Origin of the sequence: Kitasatospora sp. NPDC093550, assembly GCF_044764985.1 — a bacterium.
In the GTDB taxonomy this organism is placed as follows: Bacteria; Actinomycetota; Actinomycetes; order Streptomycetales; family Streptomycetaceae; genus Kitasatospora.
Genome location: NZ_JBIWJF010000002.1, coordinates 477,034 through 493,187 on the forward strand (window position 1 = coordinate 477,034; position 16,154 = coordinate 493,187).

20 protein-coding genes and 1 tRNA gene are annotated in these 16,154 nt (G+C 73.1%); 4 read left to right on the forward strand and 17 right to left on the reverse strand.

Annotation, left to right across the window (positions count from 1 at the left end; translation table 11 throughout):
- The first annotated feature begins 28 nt into the window (after window positions 1-28).
- On the forward strand, window positions 29-1,663 hold the full coding sequence (locus ACIRD3_RS05310; RefSeq protein ID WP_402211880.1) for an alpha/beta hydrolase: 1,635 nt from the start codon (window positions 29-31) through the stop codon (window positions 1,661-1,663).
- Between the two features lie 115 nt (window positions 1,664-1,778).
- Here ACIRD3_RS05310 and ACIRD3_RS05315 read toward each other — a convergent pair whose 3' ends face one another.
- The 4 genes from ACIRD3_RS05315 to ACIRD3_RS05330 form a co-directional block, all read right to left on the reverse strand.
- The gene (locus tag ACIRD3_RS05315) at window positions 1,779-2,309 is read right to left on the reverse strand and encodes a GNAT family N-acetyltransferase (RefSeq protein ID WP_402211883.1); all 531 of its coding nucleotides are present in this window, start codon (window positions 2,307-2,309) and stop codon (window positions 1,779-1,781) included.
- A gap of 86 nt (window positions 2,310-2,395) precedes the next feature.
- On the reverse strand, window positions 2,396-3,766 hold the full coding sequence (locus ACIRD3_RS05320) for an MFS transporter (RefSeq protein WP_402211886.1): 1,371 nt from the start codon (window positions 3,764-3,766) through the stop codon (window positions 2,396-2,398).
- Between the two features lie 140 nt (window positions 3,767-3,906).
- Window positions 3,907-4,260 (reverse strand): ArsR/SmtB family transcription factor, encoded by a 354-nt coding sequence (locus ACIRD3_RS05325; RefSeq protein WP_402211889.1) that lies wholly within the window; start codon window positions 4,258-4,260, stop codon window positions 3,907-3,909.
- A gap of 259 nt (window positions 4,261-4,519) precedes the next feature.
- The gene (locus ACIRD3_RS05330; protein ID WP_402211892.1) at window positions 4,520-4,936 is read right to left on the reverse strand and encodes a nuclear transport factor 2 family protein; all 417 of its coding nucleotides are present in this window, start codon (window positions 4,934-4,936) and stop codon (window positions 4,520-4,522) included.
- A 1,000-nt stretch (window positions 4,937-5,936) separates the two neighbouring features.
- Between ACIRD3_RS05330 and ACIRD3_RS05335 the strand changes: the two genes are divergently transcribed.
- Entirely contained in the window at window positions 5,937-6,305 is a 369-nt protein-coding gene (locus ACIRD3_RS05335) for a low affinity iron permease family protein (protein ID WP_402211895.1), read from the forward strand.
- Between the two features lie 52 nt (window positions 6,306-6,357).
- Here the strand turns inward: ACIRD3_RS05335 and ACIRD3_RS05340 are convergent, their stop codons facing one another.
- The 13 genes from ACIRD3_RS05340 to ACIRD3_RS05400 all read right to left on the reverse strand — a co-directional run bounded on the left by ACIRD3_RS05340 (window position 6,358) and on the right by ACIRD3_RS05400 (window position 14,634).
- The gene (locus ACIRD3_RS05340) at window positions 6,358-6,897 is read right to left on the reverse strand and encodes a DUF1360 domain-containing protein (protein WP_402211897.1); all 540 of its coding nucleotides are present in this window, start codon (window positions 6,895-6,897) and stop codon (window positions 6,358-6,360) included.
- A complete protein-coding gene (locus ACIRD3_RS05345) occupies window positions 6,891-7,058 on the reverse strand; it encodes a hydrophobic protein (protein ID WP_402211900.1) in 168 nt (55 codons plus the stop codon). Before ACIRD3_RS05345 ends, ACIRD3_RS05340 begins: the two co-directional genes overlap by 7 nt.
- A 159-nt stretch (window positions 7,059-7,217) precedes the next feature.
- The gene (locus ACIRD3_RS05350; RefSeq protein ID WP_402211903.1) at window positions 7,218-7,481 is read right to left on the reverse strand and encodes a gas vesicle protein K; all 264 of its coding nucleotides are present in this window, start codon (window positions 7,479-7,481) and stop codon (window positions 7,218-7,220) included.
- 56 nt (window positions 7,482-7,537) lie between these two features.
- Window positions 7,538-7,822: a gas vesicle protein gene (locus ACIRD3_RS05355; RefSeq protein ID WP_402211906.1), complete on the reverse strand. Its 285-nt coding sequence runs from the start codon at window positions 7,820-7,822 to the stop codon at window positions 7,538-7,540.
- Complete coding sequence (locus ACIRD3_RS05360) at window positions 7,819-8,688, reverse strand: GvpL/GvpF family gas vesicle protein (RefSeq protein ID WP_402211909.1); 870 nt, start codon at window positions 8,686-8,688, stop codon at window positions 7,819-7,821. The genes ACIRD3_RS05355 and ACIRD3_RS05360 overlap by 4 nt, the downstream gene beginning before the upstream one ends.
- Window positions 8,685-9,140, reverse strand: coding sequence for a gas vesicle protein (locus ACIRD3_RS05365; protein WP_402211912.1), 456 nt, complete (start codon window positions 9,138-9,140; stop codon window positions 8,685-8,687). The genes ACIRD3_RS05360 and ACIRD3_RS05365 overlap by 4 nt, the downstream gene beginning before the upstream one ends.
- Entirely contained in the window at window positions 9,137-9,685 is a 549-nt protein-coding gene (gene gvpO / locus ACIRD3_RS05370; RefSeq protein WP_402211915.1) for a gas vesicle protein GvpO, read from the reverse strand. Before gvpO ends, ACIRD3_RS05365 begins: the two co-directional genes overlap by 4 nt.
- Window positions 9,686-9,689: 4 nt before the next feature.
- Window positions 9,690-9,941: a c-type cytochrome biogenesis protein CcmI gene (gene ccmI / locus ACIRD3_RS05375; protein WP_402211918.1), complete on the reverse strand. Its 252-nt coding sequence runs from the start codon at window positions 9,939-9,941 to the stop codon at window positions 9,690-9,692.
- Window positions 9,932-10,780, reverse strand: a complete 849-nt coding sequence (locus ACIRD3_RS05380) for a GvpL/GvpF family gas vesicle protein (RefSeq protein WP_402211921.1) — start codon at window positions 10,778-10,780, stop codon at window positions 9,932-9,934. Before ACIRD3_RS05380 ends, ccmI begins: the two co-directional genes overlap by 10 nt.
- Window positions 10,780-11,205, reverse strand: coding sequence for a gas vesicle protein GvpJ (gene gvpJ, locus ACIRD3_RS05385; RefSeq protein ID WP_402211923.1), 426 nt, complete (start codon window positions 11,203-11,205; stop codon window positions 10,780-10,782). The genes ACIRD3_RS05380 and gvpJ overlap by 1 nt, the downstream gene beginning before the upstream one ends.
- A 6-nt stretch (window positions 11,206-11,211) precedes the next feature.
- Window positions 11,212-12,546: an SRPBCC family protein gene (locus tag ACIRD3_RS05390; RefSeq protein ID WP_402211926.1), complete on the reverse strand. Its 1,335-nt coding sequence runs from the start codon at window positions 12,544-12,546 to the stop codon at window positions 11,212-11,214.
- A gap of 5 nt (window positions 12,547-12,551) precedes the next feature.
- The gene (locus ACIRD3_RS05395) at window positions 12,552-13,445 is read right to left on the reverse strand and encodes a hypothetical protein (RefSeq protein ID WP_402211929.1); all 894 of its coding nucleotides are present in this window, start codon (window positions 13,443-13,445) and stop codon (window positions 12,552-12,554) included.
- 358 nt (window positions 13,446-13,803) lie between these two features.
- The gene (locus tag ACIRD3_RS05400) at window positions 13,804-14,634 is read right to left on the reverse strand and encodes a class I SAM-dependent methyltransferase (RefSeq protein WP_402211932.1); all 831 of its coding nucleotides are present in this window, start codon (window positions 14,632-14,634) and stop codon (window positions 13,804-13,806) included.
- Between the two features lie 61 nt (window positions 14,635-14,695).
- Between ACIRD3_RS05400 and ACIRD3_RS05405 the strand changes: the two genes are divergently transcribed.
- Both ACIRD3_RS05405 and ACIRD3_RS05410 read left to right on the forward strand, forming a co-directional pair.
- Complete coding sequence (locus ACIRD3_RS05405; RefSeq protein ID WP_402211934.1) at window positions 14,696-15,295, forward strand: TetR family transcriptional regulator; 600 nt, start codon at window positions 14,696-14,698, stop codon at window positions 15,293-15,295.
- A gap of 229 nt (window positions 15,296-15,524) precedes the next feature.
- A tRNA-Met gene (locus tag ACIRD3_RS05410) sits at window positions 15,525-15,598 on the forward strand.
- The last annotated feature ends 556 nt before the right edge of the window (window positions 15,599-16,154 follow it).

Below are 16,154 nucleotides of genomic sequence, written 5' to 3' on the forward strand. Positions count from 1 at the left end.
CCATTGCACATGTCACATCATGCTCCCCATGAGAAAAGCCATCGCCCTGCTCGCGGCCGTCACGGCCGTCGCCGCCCTCGGCGGAACCTCCGCCTCCGCCGCCGGGCCGGACGGCGCCGACCTGGCTGACACCGGCCAGGGGAAGCTGGTCTGGAGCTCCTGCGACGACGCCACCACCCCCGCGCTGCAGTGCGCCATGCTCGACGTGCCGGTGGACTACGCCGACCCGCACGGGCGCAAGATCGCCGTCAAGCTGAACCGGCTCCCCGCGACCGCGCCCAAGGACAAGCAGCAGGGCCCGATCCTGCTCAATCCCGGCGGCCCCGGCGACTCCGGGCTCTGGATGCCGGTCTCGATCGCGAGCAAGCTCCCGGCCGACGTCGCCTCGACCTACGACTGGATCGGCTTCGACCCGCGCGGGACCAACGGCAGCGACCCCCATGTGGTCTGCGACGCCCACTACTTCGACGCCGAGCGCCCCGACTACCAGGTCGGCCAGGGCACGGCCAAGGCGTGGCTGAAGAAGGCGGCCGGCTACGCCGCCGACTGCGCGGCGGACTGGTCCTGGCTGCTGCCGCACATGACCACCGTCGACAACGCGCGCGACATGGACAGCATCCGGCGGGCGCTCGGCGTCCAGAAGATCAACTTCTACGGCGGGTCCTGGGGCACCTCGCTGGGCTCCACCTACGGCCAGCTGTTCCCCTCGCACGTGCGCCGGATGGTGCTGGACAGCATCGTCGGACCGACCATCAGCTGGTACGACCACAACATCCTGCAGGACAAGGAGCACCAGCGCCGCTTCGAGGCCTTCGCGGCCTGGACCGCCAAGGCCGATTCGGTCTACCACCTGGGCACCGACGCGGCCGCCGTCGAGCGGGCCTACCACCAGGTCGAGGACGCCTTGCGCAAGGACCCGGTGGACGCCGCCCCGGCCCCCGGCAGGATCGGCCCGGCCGAGTTCGAGGACACCTTCTACGGCGGCGGTTACAACTTCCTGCGCTGGCCCCGGATGGCCACCGTGCTCTCCGCGTACCTCACCCAGCACGACAGCCGCCCGCTGAACATCGCCTACAACCGGTACGCGGCCCCGGGTCCGGACGACGGCGCCTTCCCGGCGTACAACGCGGCGCAGTGCACCGAGAACGCCTGGCCGCGCGACTGGGAGGTCTGGAAGAAGGACCAGGCCAAGGTGGACGCCGTCGCCCCCTTCTACACCTATAACAACATGTGGTACAATGCCGCCTGCATGTTCTGGCCGTACCAGGGCAACCCGGCCGGCCGACTGAAGATCACCGGCAAGGGCCTGCCCCCGGTCCTGCTCTTCCAGGCCACCGAGGACGCCGCCACCCCGTACGAGGGCGGGCTGGCCATGCACGACGCGCTGCCCGGTTCCAAGCTGGTCGTCCAGAACGGCGGCAGCTTCCACGAGATCCTCTTCCACGGCAACGCCTGCCTGGACGACACCTTCACCGCCTACCTGCGCGACGGCAGCCTGCCCCAGGGCAAGGGGCGGATCGCCAAGACCTGCGCCCCCGAGGCCGACCCCGACCCGGTGTACGTGACCCCGCCGCCCGCCACCGCCAAGGCCGCACCCGCGACCGGCACCTCCGCCCGCCTGTCCCCGACCGACCCGGAGGCCGTCCACGGCGTCCTGCGGTAAGAGCGGCGGCCGGCCGGAGCCCGGACTGCCCGCCGACGCGGCGGGCAGTCCGGCGTTCCGGTGGGCCGCGGTCCGGTGACGGTGCGGTCCGGTCACCCCGGTCGCGTCCGCCGAGTCACCCCCGCCACTCCTCGGCGAGCAGGCCGAGCACCACCTGGTCGAGGAACTCCCCGTTCGCCCAGGCGGATCGGCGCAGTCGTCCCTCCACGGTGAAGCCCGCGGTGGCCGCGGCGCGGAGCATCGGCGCGTTGTCCGCGAGCGTCTCCAGCTGCAGTCGCCGCAGGCCGAGCACGGGGAAGGCGTAGCGGCAGAGCACCCGCAGGACGTCGGCCGCGAACCCGCGCCCCCGGTGGCCGGGCCGCAGCGCGAGGCCGACGTGGGCGGCGCGGTTGTGGGTGTCGATGCCCCACAGCAGCGCCTCCCCGGCGAGCTCCCCGGTGGCCGTCTCGACCACGGAGAAGCAGGCGGCCTCCTCGGAGGGCTCGGCGACCGCGTACGGGGAGTGTGCCGCGCCGGGCGGAAGGGGCCGCCAGGGGCGGGAGTCGGCCCGGGAGCGGGTCGCCACGTCGTCGTACAGCTCGGCCTGGAGGACGGGGACGTCGGCCTCGTGCCGGGCCCGGAGGGTGAGGTGGGTGCCTTGTAGCATGTCACATTGCTAACACCCTCGGGGTCTCGCATCCACCGGTTTTCCGCCGTCGAGGGAGGCCGCCGAGCGGGAGTGCGGGCGCCGGGTCAGCCGGCCGTCGCGCGGGTGCCGGACGGCCGGGGCCAGCGGTGGTGGTGCTGGTCGATGACGTAGTGGTGGTCGTGCTGCCAGCCGCCGGCCAGGGCCGGGTGCGCGCCCCGGAGGTGGGGGTGGCCGGCGGGCAAGTCGGTGTGCCGGTGCTCCAGTGCGTCGGGGTCGCGGGCGGGCCACAGGGCGAGGGCTCCGCCGGCGGCGGCGAGCGCGAGCGCGCCGAGGACGGCGGCGGTGACGGGCAGTCCGGCGGCCGCCGCCAGCCAGCCGGCCAGCGGGTAGGTGAGCAGCCAGCAGGCGTGGGAGAGCGAGAACTGGGCGGCGAACGCGGCGGGCAGGTCGGCGTCGGCGGCCGAGCGGCGGATCAGCCGCCCACCCGGGGTGAGGACGGCGGAGCTGCCCGCGCCGACCAGGGCCCAGGCGGCGAGCAGGGCCGGCCACGTCCCCGCCCCGGCCGGGGCGGCGGCGATCGCGCTGACGGCGGCGAGCACGGCCGGCAGGGCGAAGGCGGCGGGCAGCATCACCGCGCGGTCGCCGACCCGGCCCAGCAGGCGGGGCAGCAGCAGCGCGGTGAGCATCGAGCCGACACCGTAGGCGCCGAGGGCGAGCGAGACGGCCCCGGCGGTCCGGTGGAAGTGGTCGCGGACGAGGTTGACGGTGTCGACGAACACGATGGCCCCGGCGGCGGCGACCGCGAGGTCGAGGGCGAGCAGCGCCCGCAGCCGGGGCGTGGCCCGGAACAGGCGGGTGCCGAAGGCCGACCTGGCGCGGATGCCCCCGGTGCGCCCGACCGGGACGGGCTTGGGCAGGGCGGCCGAGACGACCAGCGCGGCCGAGGCGAGGAAGCCGACCGTCGTCCCGGCGAACAGCCAGCCGTACGAGACGACCGAGAGCAGGAGCGCGGCGAGCGCCGGGCTGAACAGCGACTCCAGGTCGTAGGCGAGCCGGGACAGCGACAGCGCGTCGGTGTAGTCGCGCTCGGCGGGCAGCACGTCCGGGATGACGGCCTGAAAGGTCGGGGTGAAGGCGGCGGAGGCCGCCTGGAGCAGGAAGACCAGCGCGTAGACCTGCCAGACCCGGTCGACGAACGGCAGGGTGAGCGCCACCCCGGCCCGGGTGAGGTCCATCCCGACCAGCAGGGCCCGCCGGGGTACCCGCCCGGCGAGCGCACCGGCGACGGGGGCGACGGTCACGTAGGCGACCATCTTGATCGCCAGCGCGGTGCCGAGCACCGCCGAGGCGTCGCTCCCCGCGATCCGGTACGCCAGCAGGGACAGCGCGACGGTGGCCAGGCCGGTGCCCACGAGGGCGACGACCTGGGCGGTGAAGAGGTGGCGATAGGCGCGGTTGCGCAGCACGGACAGCATGGGCCCCGTCCCGATCCGCAGTGGCGTGGTCGGCCCATTCTATTCAATATGTGCGTACCTGTGCACCTATGGAGGACGCCGCCCCCGAGCCCGTCCGGCGGGGGAGGGGCGGGCACGCGGAGGGCCAGGCGCGGGAGGCGTCAGTCGTGCGGCGGCAGGTGCCCGATCTGGTGGTCGGCGACGTTCAGCGCCTCGTCGACCAGCCGGCGCAGGTGCCCGTGGTGCAGCGAGTACACCACCCGCCGCCCCTCCTTGCGGGTGGCCACCAGCCCCGCGAGGCGCAGCTTGGCCAGGTGCTGGCTGACCGACGGCCGGGCGGCGCCGGTGGCCTCGGTCAGCGTGGTGACGTCCGCCTCGCCCCGGCCGAGCCGCTCCAGCAGCGCGAGCCGGGTGCGGTCGGCCAGCAGCGCCAGCACGGACGCCGCGACGTCCAGGCGCTCCTCGGACCGCTGCTGCGAGCGGTGTGCATCTGCCAGATCGGTGCCGGTGCTCATCCGCCCATCGTAGGACCCATCCGTGCGCACATGCTCACCCGTTGCGGGCGGGGACACGGCGCTCCGTCAGCGGGGACCGCGGCCCGGTCGACCGGGCCACGGACCTGTCGACGCGTCCAGGGCGCCCGGTCGCGGTGATTCCGACCGCGACCGGGGCGCCCGCACGGCAGTCGGCCGCCCGGCTCGACGGTGCCGACCTGGAAGGCCGCCCGGGAAGGGGAGGGGCGGGTGATGTCCGTCTACGTTCCCCGGCGGGCCGTCAGTTCACCAGGGCGGGGGAGAAGTAGTCGCGCAGCCGGGCGATCCTGCCGTCGCGGACGCGGAAGATCTGGACCAGCGAGACGACGGCGTCCTCGCCGTCGCCGTCCCCGTCGTCGAAGGCCGTGTCGATCTCGGCGATGAACACCTCCGGGTCGGCGGTGGTGTGCAGCACGTACCGGGACTTCTGGAGGTTCGGAGTCCGCTTCTCCGCCGGCTGGTACGCGTAGTGCGCGGCCATCGCGGTGCGGATCGCCTCGCGGCCCACGACGCGCCGGGGGAGGGAGGTGCCCTCGGGCAGCAGCGGTGCCTCGAAGACGCCGTCCTCGGTGAAGAGTTCGGCGAGGGCGTCGGCGTCGCGGGTCAGCGGTCCGGCGTGGACGTAGCGCTGGAAGATCTCCTGCGGGGTCGGGGACATGACGGCCTCCCAGGGCTGGGTGGGGAGTGGGATCAGTGGCGAAGGGCTCATCCCATCACACGGCGGCACCCGGGCGGCGGGGGTTTCGCAGACCCGCCTCCCGGGCGCCGGTGTGCCGGATCAGAGCTCCGCGCACTGCCCGGAGTGCGGGCCGGTGACGTGTCGGGGAGGCCGGCGTCGGTGGGCGGCGGAGTCTCGCGGGTGCAGACCGGCGAGCCGTCGATCCGGGCGGCCGAGACCTGGGTGCCGACAACATCCGCAACCACTAGGGCGGGTCTGACAATTCGCGTCGGATCAGCCTGCGGCGTTGGGGTGCGTGCATCGCAAGGCGGAGGAGGGAGCCACTGCGGTGGGGGCACCTCCCGGCCGAAGGCTGGGGGCCATCGGCGACCGACGACAACGCGGCGAGGTGCGTGCCCCGGCGTCGCGCGCCCGGCGGGAATTGTCAGACCCGCCCTACGGCTGACCCGGACCCCGGAAGCCGTACCACCGCCCCCTCGCGTCCACCGACCCGAGGGGGCGGCTGCCGTCCGGTCGGTGCCCAGCGGCCGGCCCTCCTGCGGCGAGGGTCTCCGTCGACCACGTCGGGGTTTCCGCTGCGCGCCGCCGGGTAGCCGGAGGGGTCCGGGAGGCTTCCCCCGTCGGTGACCACGGACGGCCGCGCACGGAGGCGGCAGCCACGGCGCGCGCTACGCACGGAGGAGTACCGATGATGGACGACATCCCGCAGGGAGGAGCCGGAGGCGTTCCGCTGCACCACGACACGGGCCGGCAGGACACGGGCCGGCACGACACGAGGCGGCACGGTACGGGCCGACACCGCACGGACCGACACGACACGGACCAGCCCGAGGAGCGGAAGCCGGCTGAGCGGTCGGCGGCGGAGGCCGCCACCGTGAAGACGGTCAGGGCGGGCACACCGGTCGCCGAGCAGAAGGCACCGCGGGAGCCCGACCAGCCCGTCGAGGACTGACGCCCGCCCCCGGGGAAGCCGACATCCATGTCCTTCCGGCATCCCGCCGAACGTGCGACCGCCGGCCGCGGGCGCTTCGAACGCGTGGCCGAGCACGCCTCGAACCTCACCAGCTCACCGGCGTTCTTCCTGCTGTGCCTGCTCCTGGTCGCCGCCTTCGTGGCCGTCCATGCCGCGGGCCTGTCGCTCGGGTGGCAGCTGCTGGTCGGCGATCTGATGACGGCCGTCACGCTGCTGCTGCTCGCCCTGCTGAAGAACGCCGAACGGCGGGCCGAACACGCCATCCAGCGCAAGCTCGACGCCATCGCCGCCGCCCTGCTGGAGCAGCGGAGCGGGCACACCGACAAGGCGGTCGAGTCGCTGGAGGAGGCGATTCGCCTGGAGGACGAGAACTGAACCCGCCTGCCCCTTCGCTGACCGGGGTTCGCCGGCCGGCGGGGCGGGCGGGTCAGTCGACGTGCTCGTGCAGGCCGGCCCGGGCGAAGTGCAGGAAGTCGGCGACGGTGAGCGCGGTGAGGCCCGAGCAGGCCAGTCTGGTCGCCCTGGGGGCGAACACCTGAGCACCGGTCACCGCGGTGGCGACCCACAGGCCGACGCAGAACGGGCAGGTGACGAGTTCGCCGACGGTACGGCGCACTCCCGAACCCCGGACGTCCTCATCCAGTTCGGCGGGGCCCGCCTGGCCGCGGAAGCGGGTGAACGGCAGCCGGAACGGGCTGGTGACGGGATCCTTGGCGAGGACGCGGGAGAGGCGGTGGACGGCGCCGGCCGTCAGCAGGACGTCCCACGGCCCGGGCGCGGGGAGCGGCCGGCCGCTGCGCCGTACGACGGCGGTGAGGGCGGAGATCCCGCCGACGTACGTGGCCATGACGGCGACGTAGCCGCCGATCGGCCGGTCACCGCCGGGATCGTAGGCCTCGCGTTCCCGGCGCAGGGCGGCTCCGAGGCGCTGGACCACGGGCTGACCCGCGCCGGGGCCGGTCACCATCGGTACCAGCGGGCGTGGCGGTTGCGGCCTCCCCCGGCGACGAAGAACCCGACGACCCAGAGGACCAGGACGGCCAGGGCGAGCCACCACAGGACGTGGATGGCGAAGCCGGCGCCGGCCAGGACCAGGGCCAGCAGCAGAACGAGGACGAGTATCAGCATGGGACGGCTCCCTTGTGGAAGGGCGTCCGGGCACGGCGCGTGCCCGGCTCGGTGCCGCACTCCGTTCGCGGAGGCGGGTTGCACTTCGGCGTGTGCCCGGTGTCGGGGTGTCCACGCCTGTGACGAGGGGATTCGTACGGCGCGGATCGGCGTGGTGGGTCAGTCGGGGGCGAGGAGGGGGCCGAGCGGGCCGAGATCGATGTTGAGGTCCTCTGGGGTGAGGCCGAAGTGCTCGCGCAGGTCGTCGATGCGCTGTTCCAGGGCCATCAGGGTCAGGCCCAGTGCTTCGATCCGGTCGTCGTCGAGGTCTCCCTGCTCGATCCGGCGCAGGGCTTGGCGCTCCATCAGCTGGTGGACGAGCTCGACCAGGGCCAGGACCAGGCAGGTGAGGTCGCGGGCGACGGTCTCGGGCTCCAGCGGCACGCGGCGGCCGCTGGTCGGGCGCGGTGCCACCGCGTGTGGCGGGGGATCAGGCGGCCTCACGTCGGCTCCCCGTCCTCGGCGCCCGGGGCGTCGGGTTGGAGGGCGGCCCGCACCGAGGCGATCATGGCGCGCAGGCTGATGCGGACCAGGTCGACGTCGGCGATGGACAGCGTGATCTCACCGGCGATCACCACGCCGCCGGCCAGGAGGCGGTCGAGCAGGTCGACCAGGGCCACGTTCCGCTCGGGCACGGCGGGCGACAGGCCGGACGGCGCGGACGGCGCGGACGGCGCGGACGAGAGGTCGGGCCACGGGGCGGAGGGCGGGGGACGGGCGGTCATCGCGGCTCCTCCTCCCGGGGCGTGGTGGTGAAGGAGTAGGGCGGCCAGGGGCCGGTCGTCTCCAGGAGCAGGCCCGGGAAGCGGGCGGACAACGCCTCGACGGCCTCGTGGAAGGCGGCCGTGCGGGCCTGCTCGACGAGGTAGGCGCCGTTGAGGACCATCTGCTCGGCGCGGCCGGTGGCCTCGGGCGGCTGGAGCGGGTGGTGCACGGCCTCGACGGCCGACCGTGCGAGCGCGGCGTGGACGCGCACGGCGTCGTCCGCGGCCTGGCGGAGGGCCTGCTCCTGCAGGCGGCGGTGGGCCCGGCGGCGCAGCAGGTAGGCCGTGCCCGGGCGGTCCGCGGGATCCGGTGGCGTGCCCCCACCTGCGGCGTCGGTACTCCCGGCGTCGGCGTTCCCGGCGTCGGTACTCCCGGCGTCGGCACCTCCGGCGGAGGCGCCGGTCGGTGGACCGGTCGGCGCGAGGTAGGCCTTGACGCCCCATTCGACGCGGTCCGCCGTGCGCCGGAGTGAGGCCAGCAGCTCGTCGCGGTGTTCGTCGAGCATGGCGGCGGCCCGCCGGTCGTCGCGGTAGAGGGTGGCGAAGCGCAGCGGCAGCACCGGGGCGGTGCGGGCGAGGGTGTCGACCACGTGGTGGTGGGTGCGGACGGCGCGCTCCAGCCAGGCGGCGTCCTCCAGCCGCGCCCGCAGGGGCTCCTCGTCGAAGTCCGTGCGGGGCACCGCGCCGGCCAGCGCGCTCAGCCCCGTCGCGGCGACGACGTGCAGCGCTTCGCCGGCCACACCGGTCAGGCCGGGCGGCACGGGGTGGTCGGCACCGGTGACGGTGACCGCGTAGAGCCAGGTGTAGGTGGGCGGCTGGGTGCTCATGAGGAGTTCCGGGGGGTGCGCCGGGTACGAGCGGCCTTGCGGGCCGGCGGGCGGTCCGTCTCGTCGTCCGGTTCCGGCTCCACCGCGTGCTCTCCGTCGGCGGTCTCCGCGCGGGCGGGAAGGCCGTGGGCGGCTTCGAGCCGGCCGAGGCGCTCACGCAGGAGCCGGTTCTCGGCGGCGAGGTCGCGCTGGCCGGAGGAGAGGCTCGGGTCGTGCTCCCACCAGTCGATGCCCATCTCGCGGGCCCGGTCGACGGAGGCGATGAGCAGGCGGATCTTGATCGTGAGCAGCTCGATGTCGAGGAGGTTGATCCGGATGTCCCCGGCGATGACGATGCCCTTGTCCAGGACGCGTTCGAGCAGATCGGCCAGATTCGCGGACTGCGGCGCCGCGGACGTCCTCGGCAGGTGCGACAGCGGGCCGGCGCCGCCGTATCCGCTCAACTCGGTCATGACAGCTCCTCGTTGGCCCGTCCCCGGTGGTACCGGCGGTTCCGCCGGTAGGAGACGAGTTCGCCGTCCGCATCCAGCACGACCCCGTATTCGGCCAGGATGTCGGTCGAGTCGGGAATGCGACGGGCCTCCAGGACCTCCACCCCCACCTGCCAGCCGTCCTCGGTGCGCTTGAGCGACGTGATGCCCTCCGCGCTGCGCCCGGTGAGTTCCTGGACGCAGTCGGCCGCTCGCGCGGCGGCGCCGCGGGCGGTGAGCCGTTCCGGCTCGGCCCGGCGGGTGCCGGTGGCCGCGTGGTGCCGGCGCTCGGCCGGCGGTTCGCTTCCCTCCGACGATTCGGGGCGGCGACGGTGCGCGGTGCGCGGCGGTGCATCGGGCGGGCGACGGCGACGCGGGGCCGGAGCCTCGTCCTCCTGCTCGGGCGGCGGCGGTGGACGCCGCCGGGGCCGGTCGGGATCGGCGCGCGCCGTGGTGCGGCGCGGCGGGCGCTCGTCGGCGTCCCGCGGCGGTGCCGGGCGGCGGGGGCGCGGCTCGTGTTCGGGCACGGTCCTACACCTCCAGCCCCCCGGTGGGGCCCTTGGCCTGCCACAGGCGCCGGACGAGTTCCTCCTCCTGCGCGGTGGCATCCTCGTCGCTGATCGTGCCGCTCGCGCGGGCGGCCTCCACCTCCCCCAGCCGGGCGCGGATGACGGCCGGATCGGTCAGCTCCCGACGGGCCTGCTCGGAGAGCCGCTCCGCCACCCAGATGACCCCGCGCACGGGGGCCAGCGGAAGGGTGAGCAGCCCGCTGATCAGGCCCATGACGAGTCTCCCCGCTCCGCCGACCGGGCGCCGGCCCCGCTGGGCCGGCTGTCGGCTACGGCGTCGACGGCGTCGACGGCGTCGGAGGCGAAGTCGTAGGGGGCGAGCGGGCCCAGCAACCGCATCGTGGTGCGCTCCGCCCAGTCCCGGGCCAGCTCCTCGGCGGCCGCCTCGAACGCGGTCCAGCTGGTTTTGGCGACGAGGAACGAGGCGCTGACCGCCTGGTCACCGGCCGCGTCGGCGGCCGATGCCGCACGGACCGCGACGGCGAGCGGCGACAGGCGTTCCAGGGCGTCCGCGGTGTCGGACTCGCGGCGGGCGGCGATCTCCCCCGCGATCAACTCGCCGAGCCGGACCCGTTGGTAGTAGGTGGCCTCCTCCGGGAGAGCCGCCACCTCCTCGCGCAGTCCGGCGATGTCCTCGCGGTCGGCGAGCACCTCGCGCAGCACGCGCTCCTGCCGGTAGGTGGCGCGCAAGGTGAACTGGGCTGTGTCACGCAGCTCCTGCAGCGCGTCCAGGAACGCCTCCTCGTTCGGGGCGAGCAGTTCGTCGGTGACGGCTTCCGCGTCGCGGACCACCGCGCCGAAGCGCAGCGGCAGCACGGCGCCGCGGGCGGCCAGGGTGTCCAGCACCCGGGCGTGGCCGCGGAGGTCGGCCGCCGTACCCAGCGGGCCGTCGACCACCACCTCGCTGACGAGTGCCGCGAGGCCCCGGTGCCGCAGCGGTCTCACCGGCGCGGGCGGGTCGCCGATCCCCTCCAGCCCCGAGGTGTCGGCGTCCGCCGGCACGATCCCGTACACGTAGCAGGCCCGCCCGTCGGTGGGGGTGCGGCCGTTCATCACTCACGCTCCCTGCGCTGGGTGCGCGAGCGGGGCCGGGGCCGCTCCCGGGGCTCGGGCTCCTCCTCGTCGTCCCCCCCGACCCGGCCGATCACGTCGCCCACCGATTCCTTGACGCCTTCGAGCGCGCCCTTCGTCTTGTGCCGTGCGCCGCCCCGGGTCATGTCCTGCATCAGTTCGGGCAGGCCCTCGCTCTTGTCCTCCTTCAGGTCCAGGCGGTTGACCGCCTCGGCGAACCGCAGGTACGTGTCGACGCTCGCGACGACGATGCGCGCGTCGATGGTCAGTAGCTCGATGCCGACCAGGGAGACGCGGATGTAGATGTCGATGACCAGGCCCTTGTCGAGGATCAGGTCGATGACGTCGACCAGACCGCTCGACGAAGGCCGGTCCAGGTAGTGGCCGGTGTGCGGGGCGACGGTCATGACGGATCACCGCGCCCCTGCCGGTACGCGCCTGCGGGACCGCCGGCCGGTCCGTTCGCCGTCGGGCGAGGGGCCGGGCTCCTGGTCGTCCTCGTCCTCGGCGTCGTCCTCTTCGTAGGCGTCCTGGTCCTCGTCCTCGTCGTACTCGTCGTCGGCGCCGTCGCCCTCCTCGTCGTACTCCTCGGGTTCCTCTTCCTCGTCGTAGTCCTGCGGCTCTTCCTCGTCCTCGTACGCGTCCTCGTCGTCGGAGCCGTCCTCGGGCTCCTCGTCGTCGTACTCGTCCTCCGGCGGTTCGTCCTCCCAGTCCTCGTCCTCGGGTTCGTCCTCGCCTTCGGTTTCGTCCTCGGGTTCGTCGTCGGGCTCGTCCTCGTCGTAGGCCTCGGACTCCTCCTCGTCCTGCGGCTCCTCGTCGGCCTCGTCGGCCTCGTCGGCCTCGTCGTCCGGCTCGTTCCGCTCGTCGTCTTCGTCGTACTCCTCGTCGGCGCGCTCCTCCTCCAGGGCGTCCTCGTGGGAGCGGACGACGTCGCCGTCGCGGATCTCCCCGCGCCAGCCCTCGACCGAGTCCGGGTCGAGGATGGTGTGGGTCATGACGTGGCGGCGGAAGTGCTTGAGCTCCAGGCGTGTCCGCCGGCCCTGGGCCCGCCAGATGTTGCCCACGCGCTCGAACAGGCCCTGCGGGTGGTACTCCAGCACGAGGAGGATCCTGGTCAGGTTCGGCGCCAGCTCGTGGAAGGTGACCGCGCCGTCGACGTGGCCCTTCTCGCCTTTGGAGCGCCAGACGATCAATTCGTCCGGTACCTGTTCGATGATCGTCGACTCCCACCTGCGGTGGGACAGGAAGATCCCGGCCTTCCACGCGATCTTCTGGTCGGACTCCTGCTCGACGTTCTCCAGCCGTTTGGTGAAGCGGGGGAAGTCCTGGAACTGGGTCCACTGGTTGTAGGCCACGCGCACGGGGACCCCGACGTCGATCTCCTCGACGATGTTGGTGATCTTGAGCTTTCCGCCCTTTCCACCCTTTCCGCCGCCACCCCCGGTGAGCTTGTTGCCGACCACCTGCTTCAACCCCGCGGCGCCGGCCCCCAGCAGCATCCGCATCGGAGACGACCCTCCACCTCCGCCGCCGTCACCGCCGCCGCCCAGCAGGCTGCCGCCGTTCTCCGCGAAGTCGGTCAGGCGACCGGTGAGGTCGGTGACCTTGTCGCTCACCGCCGCCACGGCCCGTTCGCCCGCAGCGGCCGCGAACTCGCGGGCCTGCTCCTTCAACTCGTCGGTGGGAAGGGCCTCCAGGACGTCCCCCAGTCCCGTCGGGCCCTGGTCCTTCTTGGTCTGCTCAGCCATCGTCGTCACCCCTTCTTGCGCGCCGACGAGGCACGGGTGCTCGTGGTCTTGCGAGCCGCGGGGGCACTGGCCTTCTTCGCCGTCGACGCCGCGGTGCTCTTGCGCGCGGACGTCGAGGAAGCCGCGGTCTTGCGGGGCGTGGCCGAAGCCGTCTTCTTCGCAGCCGTCGTCTTGCGCGGGGCGGCGGCCTTCTTCGCGGGAGCCTTCGACTCACCCGACTTGCCCGTCGGCCGCCGCGAGGAGGCCGTGCTCTTGCGCGTGGTGCCGCCGCTATCGGCGGTGCGGGAACGTGACGGGGTGGCCTTCTTCGTCGAGGACGCGGACGCTCTCGTCGAGGACGCTCTCGTCGAGGACGCGGACGCCCGTGGCTTGGTCGCCGCCGGGGTCGCGCGGCGCGTGGACGAGGTCCTTGAGCGGGACGCGGGCTGCCGGGAGCGGGACGGCCGCGGTTTCTCCTCGGCCTCGTCGCCGTTGCTCTCCTGGTCCTGGTCCTGGTCCTGGTCCTGGTCCTGTTCCTGCTCCTGGTCCTGGTCCTCCCGGGACTCTTCCCCGGACGGATCCTCGGCGTCGTGCTCCTCCGATTCCTCCCTGCGGCGGTCGGTTCCCGCCCGCAGGTCCTCGGTCCGCTGCTGCAACTGGTCGGTCAGCGCGCTGACCCGGTTGCTCGCTGCGGCGATGGCGGCCTTCTTCCCGGCTTTGGTGAGTTCGCCGCGCACGTCGCCGGCCAGCTTACGAAGCTGGGGCGACGATTCCAGCACGTCACCGAAGAGCACCCCGGGGTTGGCGCTCAGACGTTTCCCCGCCGCCATGCCCGCGAGAGCCAGCGCCCATCGGGCCTTGTGCAGGCGCCCGAGGAGGTAGCCCCCGCCGAGAGCGACGGCAAGCTTGGCGTTGTTCATGGTCGATGTCCCTGGCAGAGTCCCTGAACGGCCCCGGCCCTCTCCCGCAGGAGAGCCGCTCCTCGGCCCCGCCGCCTACCCCCACCCGGCCCGGACAAACAACGGAGTGTCACTGTTTCCGGGCCGACCGGGATCGGCTCACCGTCGAACTCCCCTGGTCCAGAATGTTGTTGGATCGTACGGACAACCCTGAACATTCCGTCCGGCGGCAGAGAGTAATCGGTCGGTCGCCCTCCGCCGGGACGGACCGCTGGTATGACGTCCGTGCGAGGAGCGGGACAACCTGCCCCACCCCCCGGGAGGCGTCGCCGAGTTCATCAGTCTGCTCGCGCCCGGCGACGCCCGACGGTTGCTCCGGTCAGGCCGTACGGGAGCGGGTCGAAGTGATCACGACGGATGTGTAGGGCATGGTGGCGTGGCCGCCGAGCTTGTCGATCGCGGTTCCGACGCTGTCCAGGACTTCCGCCATGGTGTCTGCGGCGAGTCGGGTGAGGCCGCCGAAGGTGGGGATCTGGTCGAGCCACTCGTCTCGGGTGTAGGTGCGTTCCCAGGCGAAGCGCCACTGTTCCGGCTCACTGAAGCCGCCGGTCCGGCGGATCCCGTCGGCGATTTTCGCGAACAGTGGCTGGTAGGCGTCCAGGGCCGATCCTCTCAGCAGGCCGGGGTTGAACGGGGAATCGGGGGCGACCCGTCGGAGTGCTTCGGCGAGGGCGTCGATCACCTCGACCGGGAGCTGGGGGACGTGGTGGAACGGGGCCAGTCGGCCTCCGGGCCGGAGCACCTGGGCTGCCTTGGTCGCGCCGGCGACCGGGTCCACCCAGTGCCAGGCGGTGCCGGCGATGACCGCGTCGAACTGTCGCCCGGCCGGCTGCCAGTCCTCGAACCTGGCGACCTCGACCTCGACACGGCTGCGTCGCGCAAAGGCCGCCATCCGCTCGTCGGGTTCGACGCCGAGCACCGTGCAGCCGGCTGCCTGGAACTGCCGGGCCTCGATACCGGTCCCGGCTCCGACGTCGAGGACGTGTCGGCCGGGGCTTGCCTCGATGATCCTGTCGACCAGGGCCCGGGGATACGGCGGTCGGGCGCGGTCGTAGCGTTCGGCGTCCACGCCGAAGGACTCGGCTGTCTGCCGGTGGCGGTGGGGCTCGGGGCCGGACTCGTCCGGCTGTCCCTGCGATAAAGTGGGCATGCGCCCACACTAATGGGCGGTCGCCCACTTGTTAAGGCGGGCGGCGCGGAAAGGGGAGACGATGCCGTCAGGGGTGCACATCCACAACGTGCGCGGCCAGTTGTTCGAAGCCGCCGAGCGTGTCCTGCTCCGGGGCGGGCCCGACGCGTTGACCAGCCGGGCGGTCACGGAGGAGGCGAACTGTGCCAAGGGTGTGCTGCACCGGCACTTCACCGACTTCGACGCTTTCCTGGCGGAACTGGTCCTCGACCGCGTCCGCGGCATCGAGGACCGCACCACGACTCTGCGTGCCGCCGCCGGCACCGGGAGCGTGGTGGACAACCTCGCCGACGCCCTGCGGGACCTGTTCGGTCCGGTCACGGTGGCGACCCTCGCGCTCATCACCTTCCGCGACGGCCTCCGCGCCCGGCTGCGCGAGGCCGGTCTGACCGGCATCCCACTGGCCGTGCAAGGCACCGCCATGATCGCCGCATACCTCACCGCCGAGCGGGAGCTGGGACGCCTGGCCGGCGACGCCGACGTCGACACACTCGCCCCCACCCTCGTCGGGGCCGGGCACCTGTTGTTCGCCGACCGGACAAGCGCCCCGCCGCAGACCGCCGCCGTCCGCAAGATGGTGGCCACCGTCATCGCCGGCGCCCTGCGGCCACCCCGGTCGTAGGCCGAGCCGTCCTGGTGACGGAGGATCGCACTGTGTGCGAGAGGCGCCGGATGATCGAGGGGCTCCCGGGACTGGTCGCCACCGACGGCAGGGGCTGCTGACGCGTTTCGGAAGGCTGCTACTCGACTGCTGGAGATCAACCGACAGTGCCGACGCAGCCGTGGAGCCCAGTGCCGCCGGGAAACCGATTTCGCGTTCGGGCCGTCATCGCCTAAGCTGATCTCACCGACGCGGGGTGGAGCAGCTCGGTAGCTCGCTGGGCTCATAACCCAGAGGTCGCAGGTTCAAATCCTGTCCCCGCTACTGCTGGAGCCGGGGTCGACGCGTGAACGCGTCGGCCCCGGCTCTTTTTCGTTCCTCCGGACGGCCCGGGGCGCCCGCCCGGGCCGTCCGTCATTCACCGCAGGCAATCCGCATTCCGCCGCAGATCTCCTCCGTACGGAATTCGCGGCCGTTTCCGAAGGCGGTCGAGGAGGGGTCGAGGGGGCCTGGAAAGAACTTCCGGGCCGGGGTGGGGTGTGTTGTGGTGGGTGGCGGTGGACCTCGGCCGCGAGTACGACGGCAGCCGTGGGTGGGCGGATCGCCGCAGGTGAGCGGCGGTGTAGACGCTCGCGCATGGAGCTGAGTGCGGTGGCTATGGTCCGCCCGACCCGGGGGGATTTGAATGGTGCCACGACGACGAACCGATCGGACGCCAGGAGCGCGGCGAACGCGAACGGTGCCCCGGTCCGTCGGACTCCTGTGATTCCTCCGTGTCTTCGAATGAGGGTGATCGTGATGGCTGGTGTGGTGGATCTGGCGACGGATGCCGGTGTCGTGCTGGTGGTCGGTGGGACGGGTAAGACGGGTCGGCGGGTGG

What these genes read in the sequence shown, in the direction of transcription:
- ACIRD3_RS05310 (WP_402211880.1), top strand. Translation starts at nt 29, where the DNA reads ATGAGAAAAGCCATCGCCCTGCTCGCGGCCGTCACGGCCGTCGCCGCC.
- ACIRD3_RS05315 (WP_402211883.1), bottom strand. Translation starts at nt 2,309, where the DNA reads ATGCTACAAGGCACCCACCTCACCCTCCGGGCCCGGCACGAGGCCGAC.
- ACIRD3_RS05320 (WP_402211886.1), bottom strand. Translation starts at nt 3,766, where the DNA reads ATGCTGTCCGTGCTGCGCAACCGCGCCTATCGCCACCTCTTCACCGCC.
- ACIRD3_RS05325 (WP_402211889.1), bottom strand. Translation starts at nt 4,260, where the DNA reads ATGAGCACCGGCACCGATCTGGCAGATGCACACCGCTCGCAGCAGCGG.
- ACIRD3_RS05330 (WP_402211892.1), bottom strand. Translation starts at nt 4,936, where the DNA reads ATGTCCCCGACCCCGCAGGAGATCTTCCAGCGCTACGTCCACGCCGGA.
- ACIRD3_RS05335 (WP_402211895.1), top strand. Translation starts at nt 5,937, where the DNA reads ATGTCCTTCCGGCATCCCGCCGAACGTGCGACCGCCGGCCGCGGGCGC.
- ACIRD3_RS05340 (WP_402211897.1), bottom strand. Translation starts at nt 6,897, where the DNA reads ATGGTGACCGGCCCCGGCGCGGGTCAGCCCGTGGTCCAGCGCCTCGGA.
- ACIRD3_RS05345 (WP_402211900.1), bottom strand. Translation starts at nt 7,058, where the DNA reads ATGCTGATACTCGTCCTCGTTCTGCTGCTGGCCCTGGTCCTGGCCGGC.
- ACIRD3_RS05355 (WP_402211906.1), bottom strand. Translation starts at nt 7,822, where the DNA reads ATGACCGCCCGTCCCCCGCCCTCCGCCCCGTGGCCCGACCTCTCGTCC.
- ACIRD3_RS05360 (WP_402211909.1), bottom strand. Translation starts at nt 8,688, where the DNA reads ATGAGCACCCAGCCGCCCACCTACACCTGGCTCTACGCGGTCACCGTC.
- ACIRD3_RS05365 (WP_402211912.1), bottom strand. Translation starts at nt 9,140, where the DNA reads ATGACCGAGTTGAGCGGATACGGCGGCGCCGGCCCGCTGTCGCACCTG.
- ccmI (WP_402211918.1), bottom strand. Translation starts at nt 9,941, where the DNA reads ATGGGCCTGATCAGCGGGCTGCTCACCCTTCCGCTGGCCCCCGTGCGC.
- ACIRD3_RS05380 (WP_402211921.1), bottom strand. Translation starts at nt 10,780, where the DNA reads ATGAACGGCCGCACCCCCACCGACGGGCGGGCCTGCTACGTGTACGGG.
- gvpJ (WP_402211923.1), bottom strand. Translation starts at nt 11,205, where the DNA reads ATGACCGTCGCCCCGCACACCGGCCACTACCTGGACCGGCCTTCGTCG.
- ACIRD3_RS05390 (WP_402211926.1), bottom strand. Translation starts at nt 12,546, where the DNA reads ATGGCTGAGCAGACCAAGAAGGACCAGGGCCCGACGGGACTGGGGGAC.
- ACIRD3_RS05395 (WP_402211929.1), bottom strand. Translation starts at nt 13,445, where the DNA reads ATGAACAACGCCAAGCTTGCCGTCGCTCTCGGCGGGGGCTACCTCCTC.
- ACIRD3_RS05400 (WP_402211932.1), bottom strand. Translation starts at nt 14,634, where the DNA reads ATGCCCACTTTATCGCAGGGACAGCCGGACGAGTCCGGCCCCGAGCCC.
- ACIRD3_RS05405 (WP_402211934.1), top strand. Translation starts at nt 14,696, where the DNA reads ATGCCGTCAGGGGTGCACATCCACAACGTGCGCGGCCAGTTGTTCGAA.